Origin of the sequence: Halobaculum sp. P14 (assembly GCF_051195155.1) — an archaeon.
In the GTDB taxonomy this organism is placed as follows: Archaea; Halobacteriota; Halobacteria; order Halobacteriales; family Haloferacaceae; genus JBNTKA01.
Genome location: NZ_JBNTKB010000001.1, coordinates 642,423 through 663,675 on the forward strand (window position 1 = coordinate 642,423; position 21,253 = coordinate 663,675).

Genomic DNA, 21,253 nt, shown 5'->3' on the forward strand with positions numbered 1-21,253 from the left:
TGGCTTACTCCGTGAGCGTGAGCGGCGAGAGCGTGGCGAACACCGCTTCTTCGGTGCGCACGACCTCGCTGCCCTGTCGCGGAATCGTATTCAGCCAGAGGTCGAACCCCGATCCGTCGGCGTCGGGGTCGACCGGAACCTCCTCGGGGTCGACCCCGAGGATGTCCGGAAGCCCGCGCCCCGGGGCGCCGAACGCGACCGCCACGTGTGTGTCACGCGTGCGGCCGCGGAGGTCAGCCAGGCCGGAGACGGACAGCGGCTGTCCGTGTCGCGACGTGGCGACCGTCAGTTCGGCGCGGGCGAGGGCGTCCTTCATGTCCATGCCCTCGACCCGGAACCCCGGTGGGGGCGCCGAGACGATGCGGGCACGGACGGGTTCTCGCGAAGAGACCCTGACGGTGACGCGCTCTCCCTGTGAGACCTCCGTTCCCGGAGGGGCGTGCAGGGAGATCGGGTGTTGCATTCCGCAATTGACCCGGACGCGGCCTTCAGGTCCGACCTCGGTCACGATTCCTTCTCGCAGCTCCGACCCGTCTGGGCCGGAGGTGTCGGGCCGCATCGGCGGGAGCACACCGACGTGCCGGAGTTCCTCGCGTTTCCCCCACACCTCCCTTCGGAGGTACGACGGAGTCGCGCAGTACTCCAGCAGCGTGCGGACGTACTCGCCGCCTCTGCGGCGTTCGCCTTCCCGGTCTGGGAAGACTACCAACCGGTCCGCCCGGAAGACCGTCGCCGCACGGGCGACGTAGCCGAGTTTCCGCGTGGCCTCGCGGCCGTCCTCGGCCTCCCGGACGAGCGACGACGGCACGAGCACGTCGAGTGTCGTGCCATCCATGTCGCTTCACCGGACTGTATCACACATACCTCAGCCGCGACCTAAAAGGGTATTGAATCCCCGGCGGCGGAGACACGGCTTCACACACCCGTCCGCGGCGGTTTCGCGTGCCACACCGTACCGCGATTCGGCGGCGGTAGTCGGTGACACGGCGCCGGAGGAAGGACGGATTTATGTATCACCCTCTCCTTAGCTGTGAATGCGCACCGCGAGAAACCCGGAGACGGGACGCGGATGCAGGTACGCGCTGGTAGTGTAGTGGTATCACGTGACCTTGCCATGGTCACAACCTGGGTTCAAATCCCAGCCAGCGCACTTCTCTCGGACTCACGCCCGAAAGAGCCGCGGCGCCGTCAGTCCGCAGCCGACTCAGCCGTCTCGGTTCTGCGTGTCGACCGTCGGTTCTTCGCCGTCGCTGTCGCCGTCGCGGGCACCCTCCCTCTCGTCGTCGCCGCCGCGGTCACCGCCGAAGGTGTCATCTCCGTCGACGTCCTCGCCGGCGTCGCCGCCGTAGCCGACGGCGTTCGTCGTTTCGACCGTGGCGAGTCCGTCGAGCGCGCAGAGGTCGGCGACCCCCGTTTCGGGGAGCGTGACGCGGTAGGAGTCGAAGCGCAGTTCGGCGTCGACGTCGCCGCCGGCGTCGTCGACCGCGGCGCGGAACGACGCCTCGTCCAGCGCGTCCAGTTCGACGACGAGCGTCACGTCCGCGTCCGGGTCGGGGTCGTCGCGCATCCGGCGAACCGGGTGGCTCACGTACATACCGCCTCCAACGCGGTCGGGAGGTGTAGTAGTTCCCGTGTGCCCGCGAGCGCGCGAGGCCGGGCACGAGGTTCGGCTGCCGGCGGAGCACATTAGGTCGCCGGAGGCGTAGCGCCGCGCGTGACAGTAATCGCGTTCTTGAGCGTTGCGCCGGTCGTCGAGGGCAGCATGGCCGGCGAGGTCGCGAAGGCCGTCGCGGCGCTCGACGACTTCGACGTGAGCTACGAGACGACGCCGATGGGCACCGTCATCGAGGCCGACGACGTCGCAGAAGTGATGGCGGCGGCGACCGCCGCTCACGAGGCCGTCGACGGCGACCGCGTCTCGACGTTCCTGAAAATCGACGACAAGCGCGCCGTCGACCAGCGCGCGGCGGACAAGGTCGCGTCGGTGGAGCGAGAGCTCGGCCGGCCGGCGAAACGGGACCGCGACCGCGACCGAGACCGCGACCAGGACCGCGGCAGCGACCCGGACGAGTAGCCCCAGGGTCGCAGTGCAGAAACCGGGCGCGTGGTCGTTCGGCGGAGCGGCCGGCGCTCGTCAGTCACTCCAGTAGCGGGCGAGCGCGGCGCTCGTCGCGAGTTCGACGACGCCGAAGGCGACCGCCGGGAGCGCCGCTGCGGCGGGGAAGCCCGCGGCGACGACGAGCGCGGCGGCGACCGCGAAGTCGCGCATCCCGACCGAGAGCGTCGTCGCGACCCGTCGCGGCGCCGGGAGGTCGCGGCCGAGCGTCCAGCCGATGCCGTAGCCGGCGACGTTGAGCGTCAGCGCGCCGGCGGCGACGACCGGGAGGGCCGCCGACCGCAGGAGGTCGGCGTTCGCGGCCGCGACGCCGCCGATGACGACGACGACGAGCAGCGCCGCCACCGCCGGGTAGTCGTCGTCGTAGCGGCCGACGGCGGCCGGGAACCGCGTCCTGACGGCCACCGCGAGCAGCATCGGCGCGACCACGGCGACGAGCAGCTCCTCGACGATTCTGGCGGAGTCGACGGCGACGCCGCCGACGAACAGCGCCGCCGCGACCGGGAGCAGCGCGACGCTGCCGACGCCGGCGAGCACCAGCACCGCGGAGGCGAGCGCCGTGTCGCCGTCCGCGAGTTCCGTCATCACCGGCGTCACCAGTTCGGGCGTCACGCCGCCGAGCACGACGAACCCGGCGGTGAGCGCGGGCGACAGCCCGAGGAGCCGGGCGACAGCGAACGCGACGAGCGGCATCGCGGCGTGCCCGACGAGCGCCGGCCGGAGCGACCGCGTCGGGACCTCGCGGAAGTCCGCGACCGACAGCGTCAGCGAGACGCTGCCGACCATCGCGGCGAGAATCGGCGTCGAGTACGCCGTGACGGCGGCGAGCCGCGGCGTCGTCACGCCGACGGCGACCGCGAGGGCGACCCAGAGCACCAGGTAGTCGTCGACCAGCGAGAGGAGCCGCCGTAACACGGCCGGACGTGTCGGCTCCGACGCCGAGTAGCTGTCGCTCGCCGCGGCCGCCGGGCGGCGAAGCGGGAAGGCTTAGTCCCCGTCCGCCCCACCGACGAGCATGCCCGAGTTCAACGCCTTCTTCTCCCGGCTCCGCGACCGCATCGACGCGAACGACACCGTGGTGTCCGTCGGCCTCGACGCCGACGTCGACCGGCTCCCGGAGCACCTCCGCGAGAAGGACCTGCCGCGGTGGGCGTTCAACCGCCGCATCATCGACGCCACCCACGAGTACGCCGCCTGCTACAAGCCGAACGCCGCCTTCTACGAGGACGCCGACGGCTGGCGCAGCCTCCGCGAAACCGTCGCGTACGCCCACGGTAAGGACGTCCCGGTGCTGCTGGACGCCAAGCGCGCAGACATCGGGAACACGGCGCGGAAGTACGCCGAACTGCTCGACGACGTCGACGCCATCACGGCGAACCCCTACATGGGCCGGGACTCGCTCGAACCGTTCCTGTCGCGGTCGGACAAGGGCGTGTTCGTGCTGTGCCGAACGTCGAATCCGGGCGGCGCAGACCTGCAGGACCTCGAACTGTCGAGCGGCGAGCCCCTGTACCGCCGCGTCGCCGCGCTCGCGGACACCTGGAACCAGTACGGTAACGTCGGCCTCGTGGTCGGCGCCACCGCGCCCGAGGAACTGGAGGAGCTCCGCGATGAGGTGCCGGAGCTCCCGTTTCTCGTGCCAGGCGTCGGCGCGCAGGGCGGCGACGTCGAGGCGGCCGTCGAGTACGGTCTCGCGGACGGCGTCGGCCTCGTGAACTCCTCGCGCGGCATCATCTTCGCCGGCGAGGACGCCGGCGAGCGGTTCGCGGCGGCCGCGGGGCAGGCGGCGAAACAGCTCCGCGACCAGCTGAACCGACACCGCGACTAGCCGGCGGCCGGGTCAGTCCTCGACGCTGAATCCGGGGCCGCCGTCGCCGGGCATCGACTGGGCGCACTCGACACAGCACCCCGTCTGCTCGTCGTAGTGGTCCGCGCAGACGAGCGCACCGCAGTTGTCGCAGGTGAACCGCGCCTCCGCCGCTTCGCATATCTGACAGACGCCGGTCATGCTCATCGTGGGTCCCGTCGGCGTTCGCGGCGAGCCGACTTCAGGATGCTGGCGGACCGGCGCGACGCTCGTCGACCGGACAGCACTCGCCGTCCCAGCCCGGGTCGCGACGAGGGGTTTACGGTGACGGCGCACCGAATCGGGGTGTGGACCGCGACGCGCTCGTCTTCGGACTCGCAGCCGTGTTCGCCGGTATCACCGTCGTTCTGACGGTGCTGGCGTTCGCGCGGTCGCTGTTCTTGCTGTTCCTCGCCGCGCCGTTCGCGGCGTCGGCGTACTTCATGTGGTACCACGCGTCCGGCCGGCTCCTGGCGGACGCCCGGCGACGCCAGGCGAGCCAGCGGCGGACGGCCGCCGGCGACGGGCCGCGCGGCTCGCAGTCCCGGTTCGGCAGGGAAGCCAGACAGCGAGTGTCCGGCGAGCGGACGCACGCTGACGCCCGCGGCGCCGGACGCGGCAGCGGTCGCGGCGGACGCGGTGGTTCGTCGCAGGGAACCGCCGCGTCGACGGGGCTGTCGGAGGCCGCGGCGTACCGCGAACTCGGCCTGACGCCGGGCGCGTCCGAGGAGGACGTGAAGTCGGCGTACCGCGACCGCGTCAAGGAGACGCACCCGGACTCCGGCGGCGACGAGGAGTCGTTCAAGCGGGTGACGCGGGCGTACGAGACGCTCCAGTCCGAGTAGCGCTCCTCCGGCAGTGCCGAGTCCGTCGGCGGGGAGCCGCGAATCGACCGTCGGTCGGCGCCGCCTACGCCGTGAACGCGAGCCACAGCGTCCCGACGCCGAAGAGCACCAACGCCGCGTCGAGCAGTCGCCACAGCAGCTTGCCGCCCTCGCTCAGCTCCGGGTCGTCGGTCGTCTGCCCCCACTGCCGAATCTCGTACTGCCGCTGGGGGTAGAGAGCGCCGTACCCGCCGGCGACGACCAGCACGACGCCGGCGGCGAGAAGCGCGACGGAGGGCATCGTCCGAGATCGTCGCGTTCTCGGCACTCAAAAATCACGGCCCCTCAGGGGTCGCCGGGTAAGTGGGCCGCGTCGCCGACGCAGACCGTCGCGTCTCGGTGGACAGGGAACGTCGAGACCGACGCGGGAGTCGATGTCTGGCCGGTCGTCGTTGCCGGCGAACGGCCGCCGCATTTCGTGACATTCGGTAGCACGGTCCGTGAAAAGGGTTATACAGGGTCCGCACTCATCGCGGAGTATGAGCGCTGACAGGGCCGCTCTGGAGCGGGCCATCGAGCGCGGCGAGCAGGAAGGCGGCCACATCGAGTTCAAGACGCGGCTCTCGCGAGACGTCCACCTCGCGGACGGCCGGATGGAGAGCCTCGCGGCGCAGCTCCGCCACCGCGTCCTCTCCGGCGACGGCGAAGCCCTCTACGTCGTCGGCGTCACTGACGACGGCGGCGTCGCCGGCATCTCGCCGGCCGCGTTCTCCGAGACGATGGACGTCCTGTCGCTGCTCGCGGAGGAAGCGGAGGCGCACATCCACGACGTGGAGACGTGGAGCGCCGGCGACGGCCCCGCGGAGGACGCCGGGCTCGTCGGGCTGGCGACGGTGCGTGAGGGCGCGATGCTGGAGGCGGACGACGAGCACATCGTCGTCGGCACCGCCGGCCACGTCGACCACGGCAAGTCGACGCTCGTCGGGTCGCTCGTCACCGGGCAGAGCGACGACGGCGAGGGCGGCACCCGGTCGTACCTCGACGTCCAGCCGCACGAGATGGAGCGCGGGCTCTCCGCGGACCTGAGCTACGGCGTGTACGGGTTCGCCGACGGCGACGCGGTCCGGATGGACAACCCGAACCGGAAGTCCGACCGGGCGCGCGTCGTCGAGGAGGCCGACCGGCTCGTCTCGTTCGTCGACACCGTCGGCCACGAGCCGTGGCTCCGCACCACGATTCGAGGGCTCGTCGGGCAGAAACTCGACTACGGCCTGCTCGCGGTCGCCGCCGACGACGGCCCGACGAAGACAACGCGCGAACACCTCGGCATCCTGCTCGCGATGGACCTGCCGACGGTCGTCGCCGTCACGAAGGTGGACGCGGTGCCAGACGACCGCGTCGCCGAGGTCGAACGGGAGGTCGAGTCGATGCTGCGCGACGTCGGGCAGACGCCGCTGCTCGCCGACCGGCACGGCGTCGGCACCGCCGCGGACGAAGTCGGCGACGGCGTCGTCCCGGTGCTGCTCACCTCCGCGGTGTCCGGGCAGGGGCTCGGCGACCTCGACCGGCTGTTCGAGACGCTGCCGAAGCGGTCGGTCGCCACGGACGACGACTTCCGGCTGTACATCGACCGGACGTACGACGTGAAAGGCGTCGGCGCCGTCGCCTCCGGCACCGTCCGCTCGGGCGCGGTCGAGGCGGGCGACGAACTGCTGTTGGGCCCGATGCCGGACGGCTCGTTCCGCGAGGTGGAGGCGCGCAGCATCGAGATGCACTACCACCGCGTCGACAAGGCGCGCGCCGGCCGCATCGTCGGCATCGCCCTGAAGGGCGTCCGCGAGTCCGAAATCCACCGCGGGATGGCGCTGCTGCCGCGGTACGCGGACCCGAAACCGGTCCGGTCGTTCGACGCCGAGGTGATGGTGCTGAACCACCCGACGCGCATCGGCGAGGGGTACGAGCCGGTCGTCCACCTCGAAACCATCAGCGAAGCCGGCGTGTTCCACCCGGACGGCGGCCGCCTGCTCCCCGGCGACACCGGCGAGACGGAAATCGAGTTCAAGTTCCAGCCGTACCTCGTCGAGGAGGGCCAGCGGTTCGTGTTCCGCGAAGGCCAGAGCAAGGGCGTCGGCACCGTCACCGACGTCAGCTACGCCGGCGCCGACGACTGACGCCGGAGCTTCTCCGCCGACCGCCGTTATTCTCCGCTCGCCGTTACTGCCCGTGGACCGAGCGGAGCGTGTCGGTGGCGACGTAGCCGTCGTCGGTGCGGTCGGCGAGGTCGAGGAGGGCGAACCAGCCGAGGAGCCGCGCGACGCGGTCGCGCCAGACGGCCACCCAGTCGTCGCGGCGGTGGCGCTCCCACTCGGGGACGCGGTCCGCGAACCGGTCGAAGGCGTCGGCGGCGGTGAGCGGGTCGTCGGCTGCGAGCAGCGCGGCGGCGAGCTCGTCGGCGCCGTAGACGCCCGCGAGCAGCGCGGCTCGGAGGTGGTCGGCGTCGGAGTCGACGCGGCGGCGGCGGAAGCCGGAGTCCGTCTCCTCGGCGAGGTCGACGGCGCGGAGGAACGTCAGCCACGTCCGGGCGACGTCGCGGCTCTCGAAGCCGCAGCGCCGCATCAGCCGGGCGCAGCAGTCGTCTTCGCTGCCCGGGACGAGCGGCACGGCGGCCTGGACGTCCCGGACGAACGCGGCGGTTTCGGGCGGCTCCGGGACGAGCTTGAACTTCATCGCCTACTCGGTGACGAAGTCGAACGACTCCGCGAGCAGGTCCTCGCGGGTCTCGCCGTAGGCGTACGTCGGGCCGTCGGCGACGTCGACGGTGACTTTCGCGGGGGCGAACACCGACTCGTCGAGGTCGTAGAAGTCGTAGTCGGCGTCGGCGAAGATGTCGGCGAACGGCGTGCCGTACTCCTCTGCGGCGGTCGACGGGAGCTCGTCGAACCGGTCGAAGTCCTCGGCGACCGTGAGGTGGACTTCGCCGCCGTACGCGAGCGCGTCGTTCGTCCGGCCCATCGCCTCGGTCTCGTCGTAGCTCACCGGGGCGACCGGCGCGGTGCCGGCGACCGACAGGACGTCCGTCGGGTCGTAGCCGAGTTCGAACAGCCGGAACACGGCGAGTTCGGGGGCGCGAGCGGCGGTCGTGACGCTTCCGGGCGTCGAACCGAGCGCCGTCGTCGGCAGGAACACGGCGGACTCGTTGACGCCGGTCCGGTCGGCGACGTGCGCCGCGACGTCGTCGCCGGGGAGCGCGTGGCTCTCGACGCACAGCACCGTCAGGTCGAACTCGTCGTAGTAGCCGACGGCTTCGAACTCGGCCTCCTCGCCGACGATGGCGCGCGCCGGGCCGGAGCCGAGCCCGTCGAAGCCGTCCATGTCGAGCTCCCAGCCCGCCTTCTGCGAGCAGAGCAGCGCGACGCCCGGGTGGTCCGTTGTCAGTTCGACGTACGGCACCGGCGCGTCGGCGACGCGGTCCATCCGGCTCTGGATGGTCGCGAGCCCGGCGGTCTGAATCTCCGCGAGCAGCAGCCCGGCCTCCAGGCCGCCGTCGGCGTCGACGCCGAAGTCCAGCACCGTCGCGCCCGAATCGAGTTCGTAGCCGGCGACGTTCAGCTCGTCGGCGAAGTCCAGCGCCTCGTCGACGAGCTCCACCGCCATCCGATTGAGGCTGTCCATACCTCGGCTTGTCCGTCACCGCTTAAAAAGTCGGGTAGTCGGATGCAGCGAGGCGACGGGACGGCCGAGCGTCGGCGCCGCGGAGCGGTCAGTCGTCGCCGCTGGCGACGCTGGTGCCGAAGCTGCCGTCGACGGCCGCGTCGTCGGGGCGGTCCGGGAGGTCCTCGCGGACGTCGTCGCCGCGGCCCTCCTCCAGCACGTCCGCGTAGGCGTCCGGCATGACGCGGACGAACGCGGAGAGCGCGTCCTCCCAGTCGTCGAGCAGTTCGGCCGCGCGGTCGCTGCCGGTGCGGGCGTAGTGGTTCTCGACGAGTCGACGGAGCATCGCTTCGTCGCGGTCGGTGAGTTCGCGGCTCGCGGTCACCATGCCGGCGTTGAGCTTCCCGCCGAGTTCGCCGTGCGGGTCGTAGACGTAGGCGACGCCGCCGGACATCCCGGCCGCGAAGTTCCGTCCGACCTCGCCGAGGACGGCGACGGCGCCGCCGGTCATGTACTCACAGCCGTGGTCGCCGACGCCCTCGACGACGGCTTTCACGCCGGAGTTCCGGACGGCGAACCGTTCGCCGGCGACGCCGTTGACGTACGCTTCGCCGTCGGTGGCGCCGTACAGCGCGACGTTGCCGATGAGGATGTTCTCCGCCGGGTCGAACGCGGCGTCCGACGGGGTTTCGACGGCGACGGTGCCGCCGGAGAGCCCCTTGCCGACGTAGTCGTTCGCGGCGCCGGTCAGGTGGGCGGTGACGCCGGGTGCGAGGAACGCGCCGAACGACTGGCCGGCGACGCCGTCGAAGTCGAGCCGAATCGTGTCCGCCGGGAGGCCGTCGTCGCCGTGGGCGGTGGAGACGCGGTTCGAGAGGGTGGCGCCGACGGCGCGGTTCGTGTTGCGGAGCGTCCGGGAGAGCACGGACGGCGCGCCCTCCTCGACGGCGTCGCCGAGTTCGTCGATGAGGTCCCAGTCGAGCGCCGCCGCGAGGTCGGCGTGGTCCTGCTCGCGGACCTTGGTGCTCGCGACGTCGCCGGCGGGCTCGGCCAGAATTTCCGAGAGGTCGAGGTGTTTCGCCTTCGGGTGGTCGCTGTCGCGCTGGGTCAGGCAGTCGACTTCGCCGACCATCTCCTCGACGGTGCGGAAGCCGAGTTCCGCCATGTACTCGCGGAGCTCCTGGGCGATGAACGCCATGTAGTTGACGACGTGCTCCGGCTCGCCGGGGAACCGGTCGCGGAGGTCGTCGCGCTGGGTGGCGACGCCGACCGGGCACGTGTTCTGGTGGCACTGCCGCGCCATCACGCAGCCGGAGGAGACGAGCGACGCGGTGCCGAAGCTGAACTCCTCGGCGCCGAGCAGCGCGGCGACGGCGACGTCGCGGCCGGTCTTGAGGCCGCCGTCGACGGAGACCGTGATGCGGTCGCGGAGCCCGGTGGCGTGCAGCATCTGGTTCGCCTCGGCGAGGCCGAGCTCCCACGGCAGGCCGGCGTTCTTGATGGACGTCTTCGGGGACGCGCCGGTGCCGCCGGAGTGCCCGGAGATGTGGACGACGTCGGCTTCGGCCTTCGCGACGCCGGCGGCGATGGTGCCGATGCCGGCTTCGGAGACCAGTTTGACGTTGACGTCCGCGTCCGGGTTCGCGGCCTTCAGGTCGTAGATGAGCTGTTTGAGGTCCTCGATGCTGTAGATGTCGTGCTGGGGCGGCGGCGAGATGAGTCCGACGCCGGGCGTCGCACAGCGGACGTGCGCGATGTACTCGTTCACCTTCGACCCGGGGAGGTGGCCGCCCTCGCCGGGCTTCGAGCCCTGCGCCATCTTGATCTGGAGTTCGTCGGCGGCGGCGAGGTACGCGGAGGTGACGCCGAACCGGCCGGAGGCGACCTGCTTGACGGAGCACTCGGCGTCCGTGTCGAACCGTTCGGGCGGCTCGCCGCCCTCGCCGGTGTTGGACTTCGCGCCGATGCTGTTCATCGCCTTCGCGTTGTTCTCGTGCGCCTCCGGCGACAGGCTGCCGAGGCTCATCGCGGCCGTGGAGAACCGCGTGACGATGTCTTCGACCGGCTCGACCTCGTCGACCGGGACGGGGTCGCAGTCGGAGTCGAGTTCGAGGAGGTTCCTGAGTTCGGCCGGCGACTCCTCGTCGTTCACCTGCTCGGCGAAGTCGTCCCACGCGTCGCGGTCGTCGCCGCGGACCGCGGAGTGAAGCGCGTTGACGGAGTGGGGGTTCCAGCCGTGGTGCTCGCCGGAGGAGCGGTGTTCGTACTCGCCTTGCGTCTCCAGTTCGGGGTCGTCGCCGAAGCCGACGCGGTAGCGTTCGCGGAGGTCCGCTTCGAGCTGCGGGAGGCCGATGCCTTCCGTCCGAATCTCGGTGCCCTCGAAGTACTCGCGGACGAGGTCGGAGTCGAGCCCGACCGCCTCGAACACCTGTGCGCCCTGGTAGGACTCGACGGTGGAGATGCCCATCTTCGCCATCGTCTTCAGCAGGCCGTCTTCGAGCGCGCCGCGGTAGGCGGCGAGCGCCTCGTCCTCGTCGGCGCCGTCGGGGCCGGCGACGACGTCGCGGACGGTGTCGTACGCGAGGTACGGGCAGACGGCGCCGGCGCCGTAGCCGACGAGGCAGGCGACGTGGTGCACCTCACGCGGGTCGCCGGATTCGACGACGAGGCCGGTGCGGGCGCGGAGGCCCTCGCGGACGAGGTGGTGGTGGACGGCGGCGGTGGCGAGCAGGCTCGGGACGTGCAGCCGGTCGTCGCCGGCGCGGCGGTCAGAGAGGACGAGGACGTCGGCGCCGTCGCGGACGGCCTGTTCGGCGTCGGCGCGGACCGCTTCGACGGCGGCTTCGAGGTCGTCGTCGGGGTCGAACGTCGCGTCGACGACCGCGGATTCGAGGTCGTCGGTGGCGGCGTCGAGGTCTCTGAGCGCGGCCGCCTCGGGCTCGGAGAGCACCGGGGAGTCGCAGACGATCTGCCGGGCGTGGTCCGCGGACTCGCCGAGGAGGTTGCGCTGCGGGCCGAGCCGCGACTCCATCGACGTCACCAGCTCCTCGCGGATGTAGTCGATGGGCGGGTTCGACACCTGCGCGAACAGCTGCTTGAAGTACGTGAACAGCGGCCGGTCGAACTCCGAGAGCACCGACAGCGGCGCGTCGTCGCCCATCGACCCGACGGGGTCCTTGCCGTTGCGCGCCATCGGCTCGATGAGGTGGTTGAGCTGGTCGGTGGTGTAGCCGAAGGCGGCCTGCTTGCTGCGGAGCTGCGGGTCGGGGTCGACGGCGTCCGCGTCGTCGGCCGCGGGTTCGGTGTCGGCGGCGGGCGCGGCGTCCGTGACGTCGTCGACGTGGCGCTGCTGGTCGTCGACCCAGTCGCCGTAGCGGTCGTCGACGAGGTCGTCGAACACTTCGTCGTCGGGGACGACGCGGCCCTGTTCGCGGTCGACGACGAACGTCTCGCCGGGGCGGAGTCGGCCGCGCTCTGCGACCTCGTCGGCGTCGTGGTAGAGCGCGCCGACCTCGCTGCCCATGACGAGGCGGTCGTCGGTGGTGACGTCGTATCGGCACGGGCGGAGCCCGTTGCGGTCGAGGACGCCGGCGACGCGGTCGCCGTCGAAGCCGACGACGAGCGCCGGGCCGTCCCACGGCTCGACGAGCGACGCGTGGAAGTCGTAGAAGTCGCGGCGGTCGTCGTCCATCGACTCGTCGTTCCGGTACGCCTCCGGAATCATCATGCGGAGCGCGTGCGGGAGTTCGCGGCCGCCGTTGAGCAGCAGGTCGAGCGTCTCGTCGACGGAGGCGGTGTCGGACTGGTCGGGGTCGGAGATGACGGGGCGGACGGCGTCGAGCTGGTCGTCGGTGAAGCCGGCGCCGGCGAGGTCGGCCTCGCGGGCGCGCATCCAGTTGACGTTGCCGCGGATGGTGTTGAACTCGCCGTTGTGGATGACGTTCCGGTACGGGTGCGCGAGGTGCCACGCGCCGAGCGTGTTCGTGGAGAAGCGGGCGTGGACGAGCGCGACGCCGGATTCGAGCCGGTCGTCGCGGAGGTCCGGGAAGTACGTGGAGAGCTGGTCGGCCTTCAGGAGGCCCTTGTAGACGACGCGCTGGCGGTCGAGCGAGCAGACGTAGAACCGGCCGGCGCCGTCGACGTCCTCGACTGCGGATTCGACGGCGCGGCGGGCGACGTACAGCCGTCGGTCGAACTCCTCGTCGTCGACGTCGGCGGTCGGCGTGACGAACGCCTGCCTGACGACCGGTTCGGAGTCGAGCGCGGTGGCGCCGAGGTCGGCGGCGTCGGCGTCGGTCGGGACGTCGCGCCAGTCGACGACGGCGAGGTCGTGGTCGGCGAGCGTCCGTTCGAACAGCGATTCGACGTCGGCGCGCACCGCGTCGTCGGTCGGGAGGAACAGCGAGCCGACGGCGTAGCGGTCGGGGAGGTCGGGGAGTTCGTCCGCGAAGAACGAGTCGGGTCGTTCGAGCATGATGCCGGCGCCGTCGCCGGTGTTCTGTTCGGCGCCGGTGGCGCCGCGGTGTTCGAGGTTTTCGAGAAGGTCGAGCGCGTCACGTACTACGTCGTGCGAGCGGCCGCCGTCGAGGTCTACGACGGCGCCGACGCCGCAGTTCGAGCGGTCGTCGGCTGGGTCCGCCAGACCCGCCGACGTGCGCTCGGTCGCGTCTAGGTCGGTCATGTGGCACTGTTTCGCGAAGCCGCATAAAGCCGTGTCCCTGAAGGGTTAAGGGCCTGTTAGTGTCATATAAGGGGTTAATAGGTAATCGGTATGCGGAATCGAGTAGTAATCTCGGCGAACGTCGACGATATTCAGAAAGCCCGAGACGAAACGCAGAATTCCTGTTCAGATGGCAACTACAGAATCAGAACGGGAAGTCAGTAGCCGAACGTCCACTGATTCACGTAATCAGTACGTCTTCGCGAAGTACGCGGTTCGGGTGGCGCGGTCGCCGCAGACGGCGCAGTCGTCGTCGTGGTCGTCGCCGCGGCGGTCGTCCTCGTCGGCGAACGGCACCATCACGATTTCGGCGGCGAGCTGGTCTTTCACTTCGGCCTCGCAGTCCTCGTCGCCGCACCACGGCGCCTTCACGTAGCCGCCGTGTTGGCCGATGGTACCCAGGATTTCGTTCCGCGAGGACGCCTCGCGGACTTCGCCCTCCAGCGTCTCCTCGGCGTCGGCGTACAGTTTCGCGAACACCTCGTCGAGGTGGCTCCGGGCGGCGTCGACGATGCCGTCGCGGTCGACCGTGGACTGCTCGCCGTCCGGCCGGTGAACCACGGTGACCTCGCCGTCCTCCTCCTCGTGCGGCCCGATTTCGAACCGGACCGGGACGCCGTTCAGCTCGTGTTCGTTGAACTTGAATCCGGGGTTGCGGGTGTCGCGGTCGTCCAGTTCGACGCGGACGCCGGCGTCCGCCAGGTCGTCGCGGATGCCCTCGGCGTACTCCAGGACGTCCGCTTTCGTGTCGGCCTGCCAGATGGGGACGATGACGACCTGCGTCGGCGCGACGGTCGGCGGGAGCACGAGCCCCTGGTCGTCGCTGTGGGTCATGATGAGCGCGCCGAGCGCGCGCCACGAGAACCCCCAGGAGGTGGTGTGTGCGAGCTGCTCCTCCTCGTCCTCGTCGCTGTACGTGATGTCGAACGCCTCCGCGAACGACGTGCCGAGGTGGTGGGAGGTCGCGCCCTGCACGGACTTGCCGTCGGGCATCAGCGCCTCGACCGTCGTGGTGGTGTCGGCGCCGGGGAACTTGTCGTGTTCCGGTTTCTGCCCGCGGAGCACCGGGATGGCGAGGACGTCCTCGTAGACGGACTCGTACTGGTCGAGCCGCAGCATCGTCTCCTCCCAGGCGTCGTCGCGGTCGGCGTGGGCGGTGTGGCCCTCCTGCCAGAGGAACTCCTTGGTCCGGAAGAACGGCTTCGTCTCGGTGGCCTCCCACCGCACCACGGAGCACCACTGGTTCACACGGAGCGGCAGGTCGCGGTGGCTCCGGACCCACTGGCTGATGTACGGCGTGATGATGGACTCGGAGGTCGGCCGGACGGCGAGCCGCTCTTCGAGCTCCTCGTGGCCGCCGTGGGTGACCCAGGCGACCTCCGGGTCGAACCCCTCCACGATGTCCTTCTCGGCTTCGAGGTACGACTCCGGGATGAACATCGGGAAGTAGGCGTTCTGGACGCCGGTGTCCTTGAACTTCGCGTCGAGCGCGGACTGGACGCGCTCCCACAGCGCGTAGCCGCGCGGCCGCGTCACGATGAACCCGGACATCCCCTCGGGGCCGTAGTTCGCCAGCCCGGCCTTCTGGACGACCTCGGCGTACCACTCGCCGGTCTCGTACTCCTTCGATTTCGTGACGCCGAGTTCCTGCTCGGCGTCGCCGTCGTCGTCGCTCATACTCGGTGGTGTCGGACCGCGGGCTTAAACTCGGCGCGTTTCGGTCGCAGCGAGCGCGGACGCGACACCCGACTGTATCGAACCGGGACGGAGCCGGCTCGGAACCGAGTCGTACCGCGACGCGCCGCAGGCGCGACCCGGAGTGATGACCGACGACGGCCGAGTCCCCGTCAGGACGGCTGAGAACACGTGTTCGACGCGAACAGGTCTCCGCCGGCGTTGATTCGGAGTTCGACGGTCGTCAGCTCGGCGTCCGGCCCGCACGTCAGTCGGCCGAGCGTCCGCATCGGCTCGTCCCCGGTCGGGTACGCGATGGAGTAGAACACGGTGGCGTTACGCGAGACGTTCGAGAACGTCGCAGTCGCCCCCTGCGGCCCGTCCCAGCGGTAGATGCGGGTCTGGACGGACTCGCCGCTCGGCCGGAGCGAGACGACCCGGGGCACCACCGACTCCGGAAGGTCCTCGATGGACGCGGCGTCGGGGTACTCCGTGACGGTTCCGTTGACGAATTCGACCGTCAGTCCGGCGTGACCGGCGGGCGCGACTCCGACGGTGACGACGGACGCGCGGTCGTGGTCACTCGTCACCTCGGCCCGGACGTCGCTCCCCGTCTCGGGGGCGTCCGTCGGCGGGAGTCCGGCGCGGCCACTCACCACCAGAAACACCGCGAGAACGACGCGGGCTGGAACCGTCGAGCGCACAGTGGGTCGTCCGCCGTCGTCCGCCCACAGCTTGCGGCGCGAACAGGAGGAACACCGTTCGAGGGACGGGAGGTGTCGACCGCACCGCGCGGAACAGCCGCCGTCGTCGCCGTGGTTCGCGACCAGCCGGCGGTCGGACAGCGTCAGTCGAACAGCGTCAGTCGAGGTCGACGCCGGTCTCCACTTCGACGACGCGCGGGCCGCCGGCGTGGTAGACGAACCGGCCGCGGAAACTGCCGCCGTCGAGCACCGTCGGGAGCCACTCGCGGTCCGTCGGCCACATCGACTCCAGCGGCAGGTCGTCCACCGGGAACCACGCCGGGACGGCCTCGTCGGTCTCGGTCGGCTCGCCGTCGTAGTCGGTCGCGCGGTAGACGTGCACCCGCGCGTCCCAGTCGTCGCTGAAGTAGGCGAACTCGCCCGCTTTCTCCGGGTTCAGCACGTCGATGCCGACCTCTTCGCGGACCTCGCGGACGACGCACTCCCGCGGCGACTCGCCCGGTTCGACCTTGCCGCCGGGGCCGACGTACTGGCCGCTGCCGACGCCGCGTTTCTTGTGAATGAGCAGCGTCTCGTCCGCCGGCGTCACGAGGTGGCACAGCGTCGCGTCTCGCATCCGTCTCGCATCAGTGTTGGCGGGGCGTGAGTAAACGATGTCGCCCGGTCCGCCGTTCGTTCGCCGATGGCGGCCGTCGTGATGGACCGCTGGACTACTGGACAGCTGGACTGCTGAACTGCTGAACTGCTGGACAGCTGGACTACACAGAGACGGCCGCGAAAGCCCCCGCGACGCTCGGCTCGGTGCGACTGCTGCGCTCCTCGCCTACGGCTGCAGTGCTTGACAGTCGCGCCAGCGCCGACCGTCGCGGCCCCTTTCAGTCCCACCTACCGCGACCGCACCGCAGCCACACCCTCCCCAGCCTCCTGTGCTCCTCGCTCCTTCGCTCCGCTCAGTCGCTCCGGTGCTCGTCCCTCGCACGAGCGGCCGCGCTCCGCGCGGCCGCCGCGCACCACCGCTAAGTGGTTCCGTCTCGCCATCCAGCCCGAGGATTCACTCCGTCGTCGGGTCGACGCTGAACGGGCTGTCGCCCTCTGTCCAGTTCCAGCCGGGGAGCCGGGTCTGGAAGCCGGCGGCGAGCGCGGCGTCGAGGTCGTCCGCGCCGGCGGCGTCGACGCCGTCGGTGCCGTGGACCTGCGTGTCGGCGACGTGGAACGTGGCTTCCGCGAGGAGCGCGAGCGGCTGGCCGCCGGCGATGGTGGCGGCGAGGCGGCGGCCGAGCAGTTCGTCGACGACGAAGCCGGGGTAGTCGCCGGCGACGTCGAGGTCGCGGAGCAGTCCGGCGAGCGCGGCGACGTTGACGGCGCGGTCGCCGTCGGCGAAGACGGCGTCGACCTCGCGTCGGTACTGCGAGTTGGTGACGCGGTCGACGTCGGTGTCGAACAGGTCGCCGAGTCGGTCCCGGGTGTCGTTGATGACCGGGACGACGACGTCGGCGTGCTCGCGGAGGCGGTCGCGTTCTGCGCGGACGGTGGCGGGCGTGAGTCGCACGTCAGTGCCGTGTGAGCGCTCCGGCTTCCAGTTTGCGAAGGCTTTTATAACCCGGCGGGATACTGTGAACCAAGCGGGTTTTCCGTCGCCCATCGAGGGAGAACATCGAACGGAGCGTCCCGTATCATGCACTCTTCCACTGACAGTCAGACCGACGGCGTCGCCGCAGCCGGTAGTGGCGCGTCGCCCGCAATATTCTCGCAGCTATGAGCCAAGTCGATACGCAACTCGAGGAGACGAAGGCACAGATCGAATCAGAGATTCCGGACGACATCTCCGTCACGGACGTGAAATACGAGGGGCCGGAGCTGGTCATCTACACCCGGCACCCGAAGGAGTTCGCCCAGAACGGAGACCTGGTCCGGCGGCTCGCGTCGAAACTCCGCAAGCGCATCACGGTCCGGCCGCACCCGGACGTGCTCTCGAAGCCGCGGGAGGCCGAAGAGCGCATCATGGACGTCATCCCGGACGACGCCGGCGTCACCGACCTCGACTTCCACGAGGACACCGGCGAAGTCATCATCGAAGCCGAAAAGCCCGGGATGGTCATCGGCCGGCACGGCTCCACGCTCCGCGAAATCACCCAGGAGGTCGGGTGGACGCCGGAGGTCGTCCGGACGCCGCCCATCGAGTCGTCGACGGTGTCGAACGTCCGGAACTTCCTGAAACAGGAGCGCGAGGAGCGCCGCGACATCCTCGAACGCGTCGGCCGCACCATCCACCGCGAGGAGATGGCCGACGAGCAGTGGGTCCGCATCACGACGCTCGGCTGCTGCCGCGAGGTCGGCCGCGCCGCGTTCGTCCTGAACACCGCCGAGACCCGCATCCTCATCGACTGCGGCGACAAGCCCGGCGCCGAAGGCGAGGTGCCGTACCTGCAGGTGCCGGAGGCGCTCGGCGCGGGCGCGCAGAACCTCGACGCGGTCGTCCTGACGCACGCCCACCTCGACCACTCCGCGCTGATTCCGCTGCTGTTCAAGTACGGCTACGACGGCCCGATTTACACGACGGAGCCGACGCGGGACCTGATGGGGCTGCTGACGCTCGACTACCTCGACGTCGCCTCGAAGGAGGGGCGGACGCCGCCGTACGACTCCGCGCAGGTCCGTGAAGCCATCAAGCACACGATTCCGCTGGAGTACGGCGACGTCACGGACATCGCGCCGGACGTGAAGCTGACGTTCCACAACGCCGGCCACATTCTCGGCTCCGCGGTCTCGCACTTCCACATCGGCGACGGCCTGTACAACGTCGCGTTCAGCGGCGACATCCACTACGACGACACGCGGCTGTTCAACGGCGCCGTCAACGACTTCCCGCGCGTGGAGACGCTGGTGCTGGAGTCGACGTACGGCGGCCGGAACGACTACCAGACCGACCAGGAGGACTCCGAGGAGAAGCTCATCGAGGTCATCAACGAGACACACGACCGCGGCGGGAAGGTCCTGATTCCGGCGTTCGCCGTCGGCCGGTCACAGGAGATGATGCTGGTCATCGAGGAGGCGATGCGCTCCGGGAAGATTCCGGAGATGCCGGTCCACCTCGACGGGATGATCTGGGAGGCGACCGCCATCCACACGACCTACCCCGAGTACCTCCGCGACGACCTCCGCGACCGCATCTTCCACGAGGACGAGAACCCGTTCCTCGCCGACGAGTTCAACCACATCGACGGCGGCGAGGACGAGCGGCAGGAGGTCGCCGACGGCGGCCCCTGCATCGTCCTGACCACGTCCGGGATGGTGACCGGCGGCCCCATCATGTCGTGGCTCCGTCACCTCGGCACCGAAGAGGAGTCGACGCTCACCTTCGTCGGCTACCAGGCGCAGGGGACGCTCGGCCGCCGCATCCAGAACGGCTGGGACGAGATTCCGGTGCAGGACCCGCGCGACTCGGGCCGGACGTCGCAGATTTCGCTGCACATGGACGTCGAGACGGTCGACGGCTTCTCGGGGCACGCCGACCGGCAGGGGCTGGAGAACTTCGTGAAGACGATGAATCCGCGGCCCGAGAAGGTGCTGTGCGTCCACGGCGACGAACGCAGCGTCCAGGACCTGTCGTCGTCGCTGTACCACGACTACAACATGCGGACGTTCGCGCCGAAGAACCTCGAAACGTTCCGGTTCAAGTAGGCCGCGCTGCCGACCGCAGCCACGAACAGCAGCCACGGACCGCTCCGCTTCCGCGTCGGTGTGCGCGAACCGTTATCGCGTCCGATACCGGTGCGGGTAGCTTTTTGTCGGCGGTTCGCGCAGTTCCGGTGTGACTCGCCGCGCACTCGTCGCCGCCTGCTGTCTCTTGCTGCTGACCGCGCCGGTCGGCGGCGCCGCGGCCGCCCCGGAGGACTGCTTCGGCACCGGGAAGGACCTGAAGGTCGGGACGGAGGGGCCGACCATCGACCTCACGCTGTACACGTCGCTGTTCACGAACCTGTTCGAAGGCGGCGCGTTCGGCGTGTCGGCGGTCGGGTCGACCGGCGAGTACCGAATCATCACGCTCCGCACCGGCGTCGTGTTCGCCGGCGTCGGCGACGACCCCGCGGCGTTCCTCTCGGACCCGTTCTCGCGGTTCGGACTGGCGTTCGACTACACGCTGTCGCTGCCGATGCTCGCGGCCGCACCCGGCGAGACGACGTACGAGCAGTCCGAGGCCCCGGTCGAGGGCGTCCCGGAAGCCGAGTGCTCCGTGAACTGAGCGAACCCCGGCGCGCCGGCGGTGTCGGCGGCGCCAGCGAGGCTCGCACCGGTGCGTCAGTCGGCCGCCGCGTCAGCGTCCGCGGGGTCGACGACGTCGCCGCTGGCCGCGTCGACGCCGACGCGGTCACAGCGGTCGGCCATCGGGCAGGCGTCGGGGCCGTCGAGGCACGCGGGCGTCCGCGCGGAGCAGTACTCCCGCCCGAACTGAATCATGGCGGTGTGGCCGAACCCGCATTTCTCGGCGGGGACGGCGGCTTCGAGGTGTTCGCGGACCGCTTCGTGGTCGGCGTCCGGCGGCGCGAGGCCGATGCGGCGGCTGATGCGGTGGACGTGCGTGTCGACCGGGAAGACGCCGCCGCGGCCGCCGGCGAACAGCAGCACGCAGTCTGCGGTCTTCGGGCCGACGCCGTTCATGTCGAGCATCGTCTCGCGGACCTCGTCGGGGTCGCCGCTGCGGACGAACTCGTCGAAGCCGTCGGCGCCGCCGTACTCGTCGACGACGCGGTCGGCGAGCGCGACGATGGTCTTCGACTTCTGGTTGTAGAGGCCGGCCGAGGAGATGGTGTCCGCGAGTTCGTCGCGGTCGGCTGCGGCGAGCGCCGCGGCGAGGTCGGCGTCATCTTCGTCGGCACCGGCGTCGCCGGCGCCGTCATCGTCGCCCCCAGCGTCGGTATCGTCGTCGCCGGCGCCGTACCGTGCCATCAGGGCGTCGTGGGCCGGCTGGCTCGCCTTGTCGGACGTGTTCTGTGACAGCACCGTCCGGACCAGGCACTCGAAGGCGTCCTGGCCGCCGTACGCCTTCCGCCAGTACAGTTCGCCGAGGACGTCGACGACGGCTTCCGCGCGGGTCTCGGCGTCGCCGGCGTCGAACGCCGCGAACGCGCCGCCGCCGCCGTCGCCGCCGCTGATGTTCTCCGCTGGCTCGTCGGCAGGCATCTGTGTGCAGCGGTTCGGTCGGCTCCGACAAGAACCGTCGGGGAAGATTGCAGCCCGACACTCGGCACCGAACGCGCGGCAGCGAGCGGTGGAGGCTCAGGGGTCGACGCGGAGCGTGAAGGTGAGCGGCGCGCCGCGTTCGAGCGCCGTGACCAGTTTCCGGTTCAGGTCGGCCGCGGCCGCGTCGGCGCCGACCATAACGGTTCGGTCGTCGACGTAGTCGCTGGTGCGGCCGACCATGCTGCGGTCGCCGTCGAACGTCAGCGCCGGGTCGCCGCGGCCGGTGACGGTGTCGGTGACGCCGGCCGCCTCGAACTCGGCGGTGACGTCGGCGTCGCGTGACTGGCAGGCGGCGACGAAGTCGGCGTCGAAGTCGGCGGGGACGCGGTCGGCGTCGACGGCGACGATGCAGTCGCCGGCCGGGGTGAGCCAGTCGTCGCTGGTGAGCTCGAACGTGCTGGCGTGTTCGGCCGTGACGTGTTCGTGGCCCGACGCCCGGACGACTTCCTCGTACATCAGCGCGGACTCGGGCGCCGA

General features: G+C 70.6%; 20 protein-coding genes and 1 tRNA gene. 7 read left to right on the top strand and 14 right to left on the bottom strand.

Features of this window, described 5'->3' with window-relative positions:
• Positions 1 to 4: 4 nt before the first annotated feature.
• A complete protein-coding gene (locus ACQUS7_RS03295; protein ID WP_435127718.1) occupies positions 5 to 835 on the bottom strand; it encodes a putative RNA uridine N3 methyltransferase in 831 nt (276 codons plus the stop codon).
• A gap of 244 nt (positions 836 to 1,079) precedes the next feature.
• On the opposite strand from ACQUS7_RS03295, the gene ACQUS7_RS03300 reads away from it, so the two are divergent.
• A tRNA-Gly gene (locus tag ACQUS7_RS03300) sits at positions 1,080 to 1,150 on the top strand.
• 54 nt (positions 1,151 to 1,204) lie between these two features.
• On the opposite strand, the gene ACQUS7_RS03305 is transcribed toward ACQUS7_RS03300, so the two are convergent.
• The gene (locus tag ACQUS7_RS03305; RefSeq protein ID WP_435144568.1) at positions 1,205 to 1,594 is read right to left on the bottom strand and encodes a hypothetical protein; all 390 of its coding nucleotides are present in this window, start codon (positions 1,592 to 1,594) and stop codon (positions 1,205 to 1,207) included.
• 120 nt (positions 1,595 to 1,714) lie between these two features.
• On the opposite strand from ACQUS7_RS03305, the gene ACQUS7_RS03310 reads away from it, so the two are divergent.
• The gene (locus ACQUS7_RS03310) at positions 1,715 to 2,074 is read left to right on the top strand and encodes a thiamine-binding protein (RefSeq protein ID WP_435127714.1); all 360 of its coding nucleotides are present in this window, start codon (positions 1,715 to 1,717) and stop codon (positions 2,072 to 2,074) included.
• A 60-nt stretch (positions 2,075 to 2,134) separates the two neighbouring features.
• Here ACQUS7_RS03310 and ACQUS7_RS03315 read toward each other — a convergent pair whose 3' ends face one another.
• A complete protein-coding gene (locus tag ACQUS7_RS03315; protein WP_435144571.1) occupies positions 2,135 to 3,031 on the bottom strand; it encodes a bile acid:sodium symporter family protein in 897 nt (298 codons plus the stop codon).
• 100 nt (positions 3,032 to 3,131) lie between these two features.
• Here ACQUS7_RS03315 and pyrF point away from each other — a divergent pair, with 100 nt between their 5' ends.
• The gene (pyrF, locus tag ACQUS7_RS03320; protein WP_435144574.1) at positions 3,132 to 3,944 is read left to right on the top strand and encodes an orotidine-5'-phosphate decarboxylase; all 813 of its coding nucleotides are present in this window, start codon (positions 3,132 to 3,134) and stop codon (positions 3,942 to 3,944) included.
• A gap of 12 nt (positions 3,945 to 3,956) precedes the next feature.
• On the opposite strand, the gene ACQUS7_RS03325 is transcribed toward pyrF, so the two are convergent.
• Complete coding sequence (locus ACQUS7_RS03325) at positions 3,957 to 4,130, bottom strand: zinc finger HIT domain-containing protein (RefSeq protein WP_435144576.1); 174 nt, start codon at positions 4,128 to 4,130, stop codon at positions 3,957 to 3,959.
• A 140-nt stretch (positions 4,131 to 4,270) separates the two neighbouring features.
• Here ACQUS7_RS03325 and ACQUS7_RS03330 point away from each other — a divergent pair, with 140 nt between their 5' ends.
• A complete protein-coding gene (locus tag ACQUS7_RS03330) occupies positions 4,271 to 4,807 on the top strand; it encodes a J domain-containing protein (RefSeq protein WP_435144578.1) in 537 nt (178 codons plus the stop codon).
• Between the two features lie 64 nt (positions 4,808 to 4,871).
• Here the strand turns inward: ACQUS7_RS03330 and ACQUS7_RS03335 are convergent, their stop codons facing one another.
• Positions 4,872 to 5,087 (bottom strand): hypothetical protein, encoded by a 216-nt coding sequence (locus ACQUS7_RS03335; protein ID WP_435127705.1) that lies wholly within the window; start codon positions 5,085 to 5,087, stop codon positions 4,872 to 4,874.
• A gap of 238 nt (positions 5,088 to 5,325) precedes the next feature.
• Between ACQUS7_RS03335 and ACQUS7_RS03340 the strand changes: the two genes are divergently transcribed.
• Positions 5,326 to 6,957: a GTPBP1 family GTP-binding protein gene (locus tag ACQUS7_RS03340; protein WP_435144582.1), complete on the top strand. Its 1,632-nt coding sequence runs from the start codon at positions 5,326 to 5,328 to the stop codon at positions 6,955 to 6,957.
• Positions 6,958 to 7,000: 43 nt separating this feature from the next.
• Here ACQUS7_RS03340 and ACQUS7_RS03345 read toward each other — a convergent pair whose 3' ends face one another.
• From ACQUS7_RS03345 to ACQUS7_RS03375, 7 genes are all read right to left on the bottom strand, one after another.
• On the bottom strand, positions 7,001 to 7,513 hold the full coding sequence (locus tag ACQUS7_RS03345) for a hypothetical protein (RefSeq protein ID WP_435144585.1): 513 nt from the start codon (positions 7,511 to 7,513) through the stop codon (positions 7,001 to 7,003).
• 3 nt (positions 7,514 to 7,516) lie between these two features.
• Positions 7,517 to 8,458 carry a methenyltetrahydromethanopterin cyclohydrolase gene (mch, locus tag ACQUS7_RS03350; protein WP_435127697.1) on the bottom strand — a complete coding sequence of 314 codons (942 nt, stop codon included), beginning with the start codon at positions 8,456 to 8,458 and terminating at the stop codon, positions 7,517 to 7,519.
• Positions 8,459 to 8,546: 88 nt separating this feature from the next.
• Entirely contained in the window at positions 8,547 to 13,118 is a 4,572-nt protein-coding gene (gene gltB / locus ACQUS7_RS03355; RefSeq protein ID WP_435144588.1) for a glutamate synthase large subunit, read from the bottom strand.
• A gap of 228 nt (positions 13,119 to 13,346) precedes the next feature.
• Complete coding sequence (gene proS, locus ACQUS7_RS03360) at positions 13,347 to 14,834, bottom strand: proline--tRNA ligase (RefSeq protein ID WP_435144591.1); 1,488 nt, start codon at positions 14,832 to 14,834, stop codon at positions 13,347 to 13,349.
• Between the two features lie 170 nt (positions 14,835 to 15,004).
• On the bottom strand, positions 15,005 to 15,487 hold the full coding sequence (locus ACQUS7_RS03365) for a hypothetical protein (RefSeq protein WP_435144594.1): 483 nt from the start codon (positions 15,485 to 15,487) through the stop codon (positions 15,005 to 15,007).
• 205 nt (positions 15,488 to 15,692) lie between these two features.
• Entirely contained in the window at positions 15,693 to 16,151 is a 459-nt protein-coding gene (locus ACQUS7_RS03370) for an 8-oxo-dGTP diphosphatase (RefSeq protein WP_435127689.1), read from the bottom strand.
• Positions 16,152 to 16,586: 435 nt separating this feature from the next.
• Positions 16,587 to 17,084 (bottom strand): hypothetical protein, encoded by a 498-nt coding sequence (locus ACQUS7_RS03375; protein ID WP_435144597.1) that lies wholly within the window; start codon positions 17,082 to 17,084, stop codon positions 16,587 to 16,589.
• Between the two features lie 206 nt (positions 17,085 to 17,290).
• Here ACQUS7_RS03375 and ACQUS7_RS03380 point away from each other — a divergent pair, with 206 nt between their 5' ends.
• Together ACQUS7_RS03380 and ACQUS7_RS03385 are read left to right on the top strand one after the other, a co-directional pair.
• Positions 17,291 to 19,216: a beta-CASP ribonuclease aCPSF1 gene (locus tag ACQUS7_RS03380; RefSeq protein ID WP_435127685.1), complete on the top strand. Its 1,926-nt coding sequence runs from the start codon at positions 17,291 to 17,293 to the stop codon at positions 19,214 to 19,216.
• Positions 19,217 to 19,346: 130 nt separating this feature from the next.
• Positions 19,347 to 19,778 (top strand): DUF7332 family protein, encoded by a 432-nt coding sequence (locus ACQUS7_RS03385; RefSeq protein ID WP_435127683.1) that lies wholly within the window; start codon positions 19,347 to 19,349, stop codon positions 19,776 to 19,778.
• Between the two features lie 56 nt (positions 19,779 to 19,834).
• Here the strand turns inward: ACQUS7_RS03385 and ACQUS7_RS03390 are convergent, their stop codons facing one another.
• Together ACQUS7_RS03390 and ACQUS7_RS03395 are read right to left on the bottom strand one after the other, a co-directional pair.
• A complete protein-coding gene (locus ACQUS7_RS03390) occupies positions 19,835 to 20,716 on the bottom strand; it encodes an endonuclease III domain-containing protein (RefSeq protein ID WP_435144601.1) in 882 nt (293 codons plus the stop codon).
• Positions 20,717 to 20,812: 96 nt separating this feature from the next.
• Complete coding sequence (locus ACQUS7_RS03395; RefSeq protein WP_435127679.1) at positions 20,813 to 21,232, bottom strand: DUF371 domain-containing protein; 420 nt, start codon at positions 21,230 to 21,232, stop codon at positions 20,813 to 20,815.
• Positions 21,233 to 21,253: the final 21 nt, after the last annotated feature.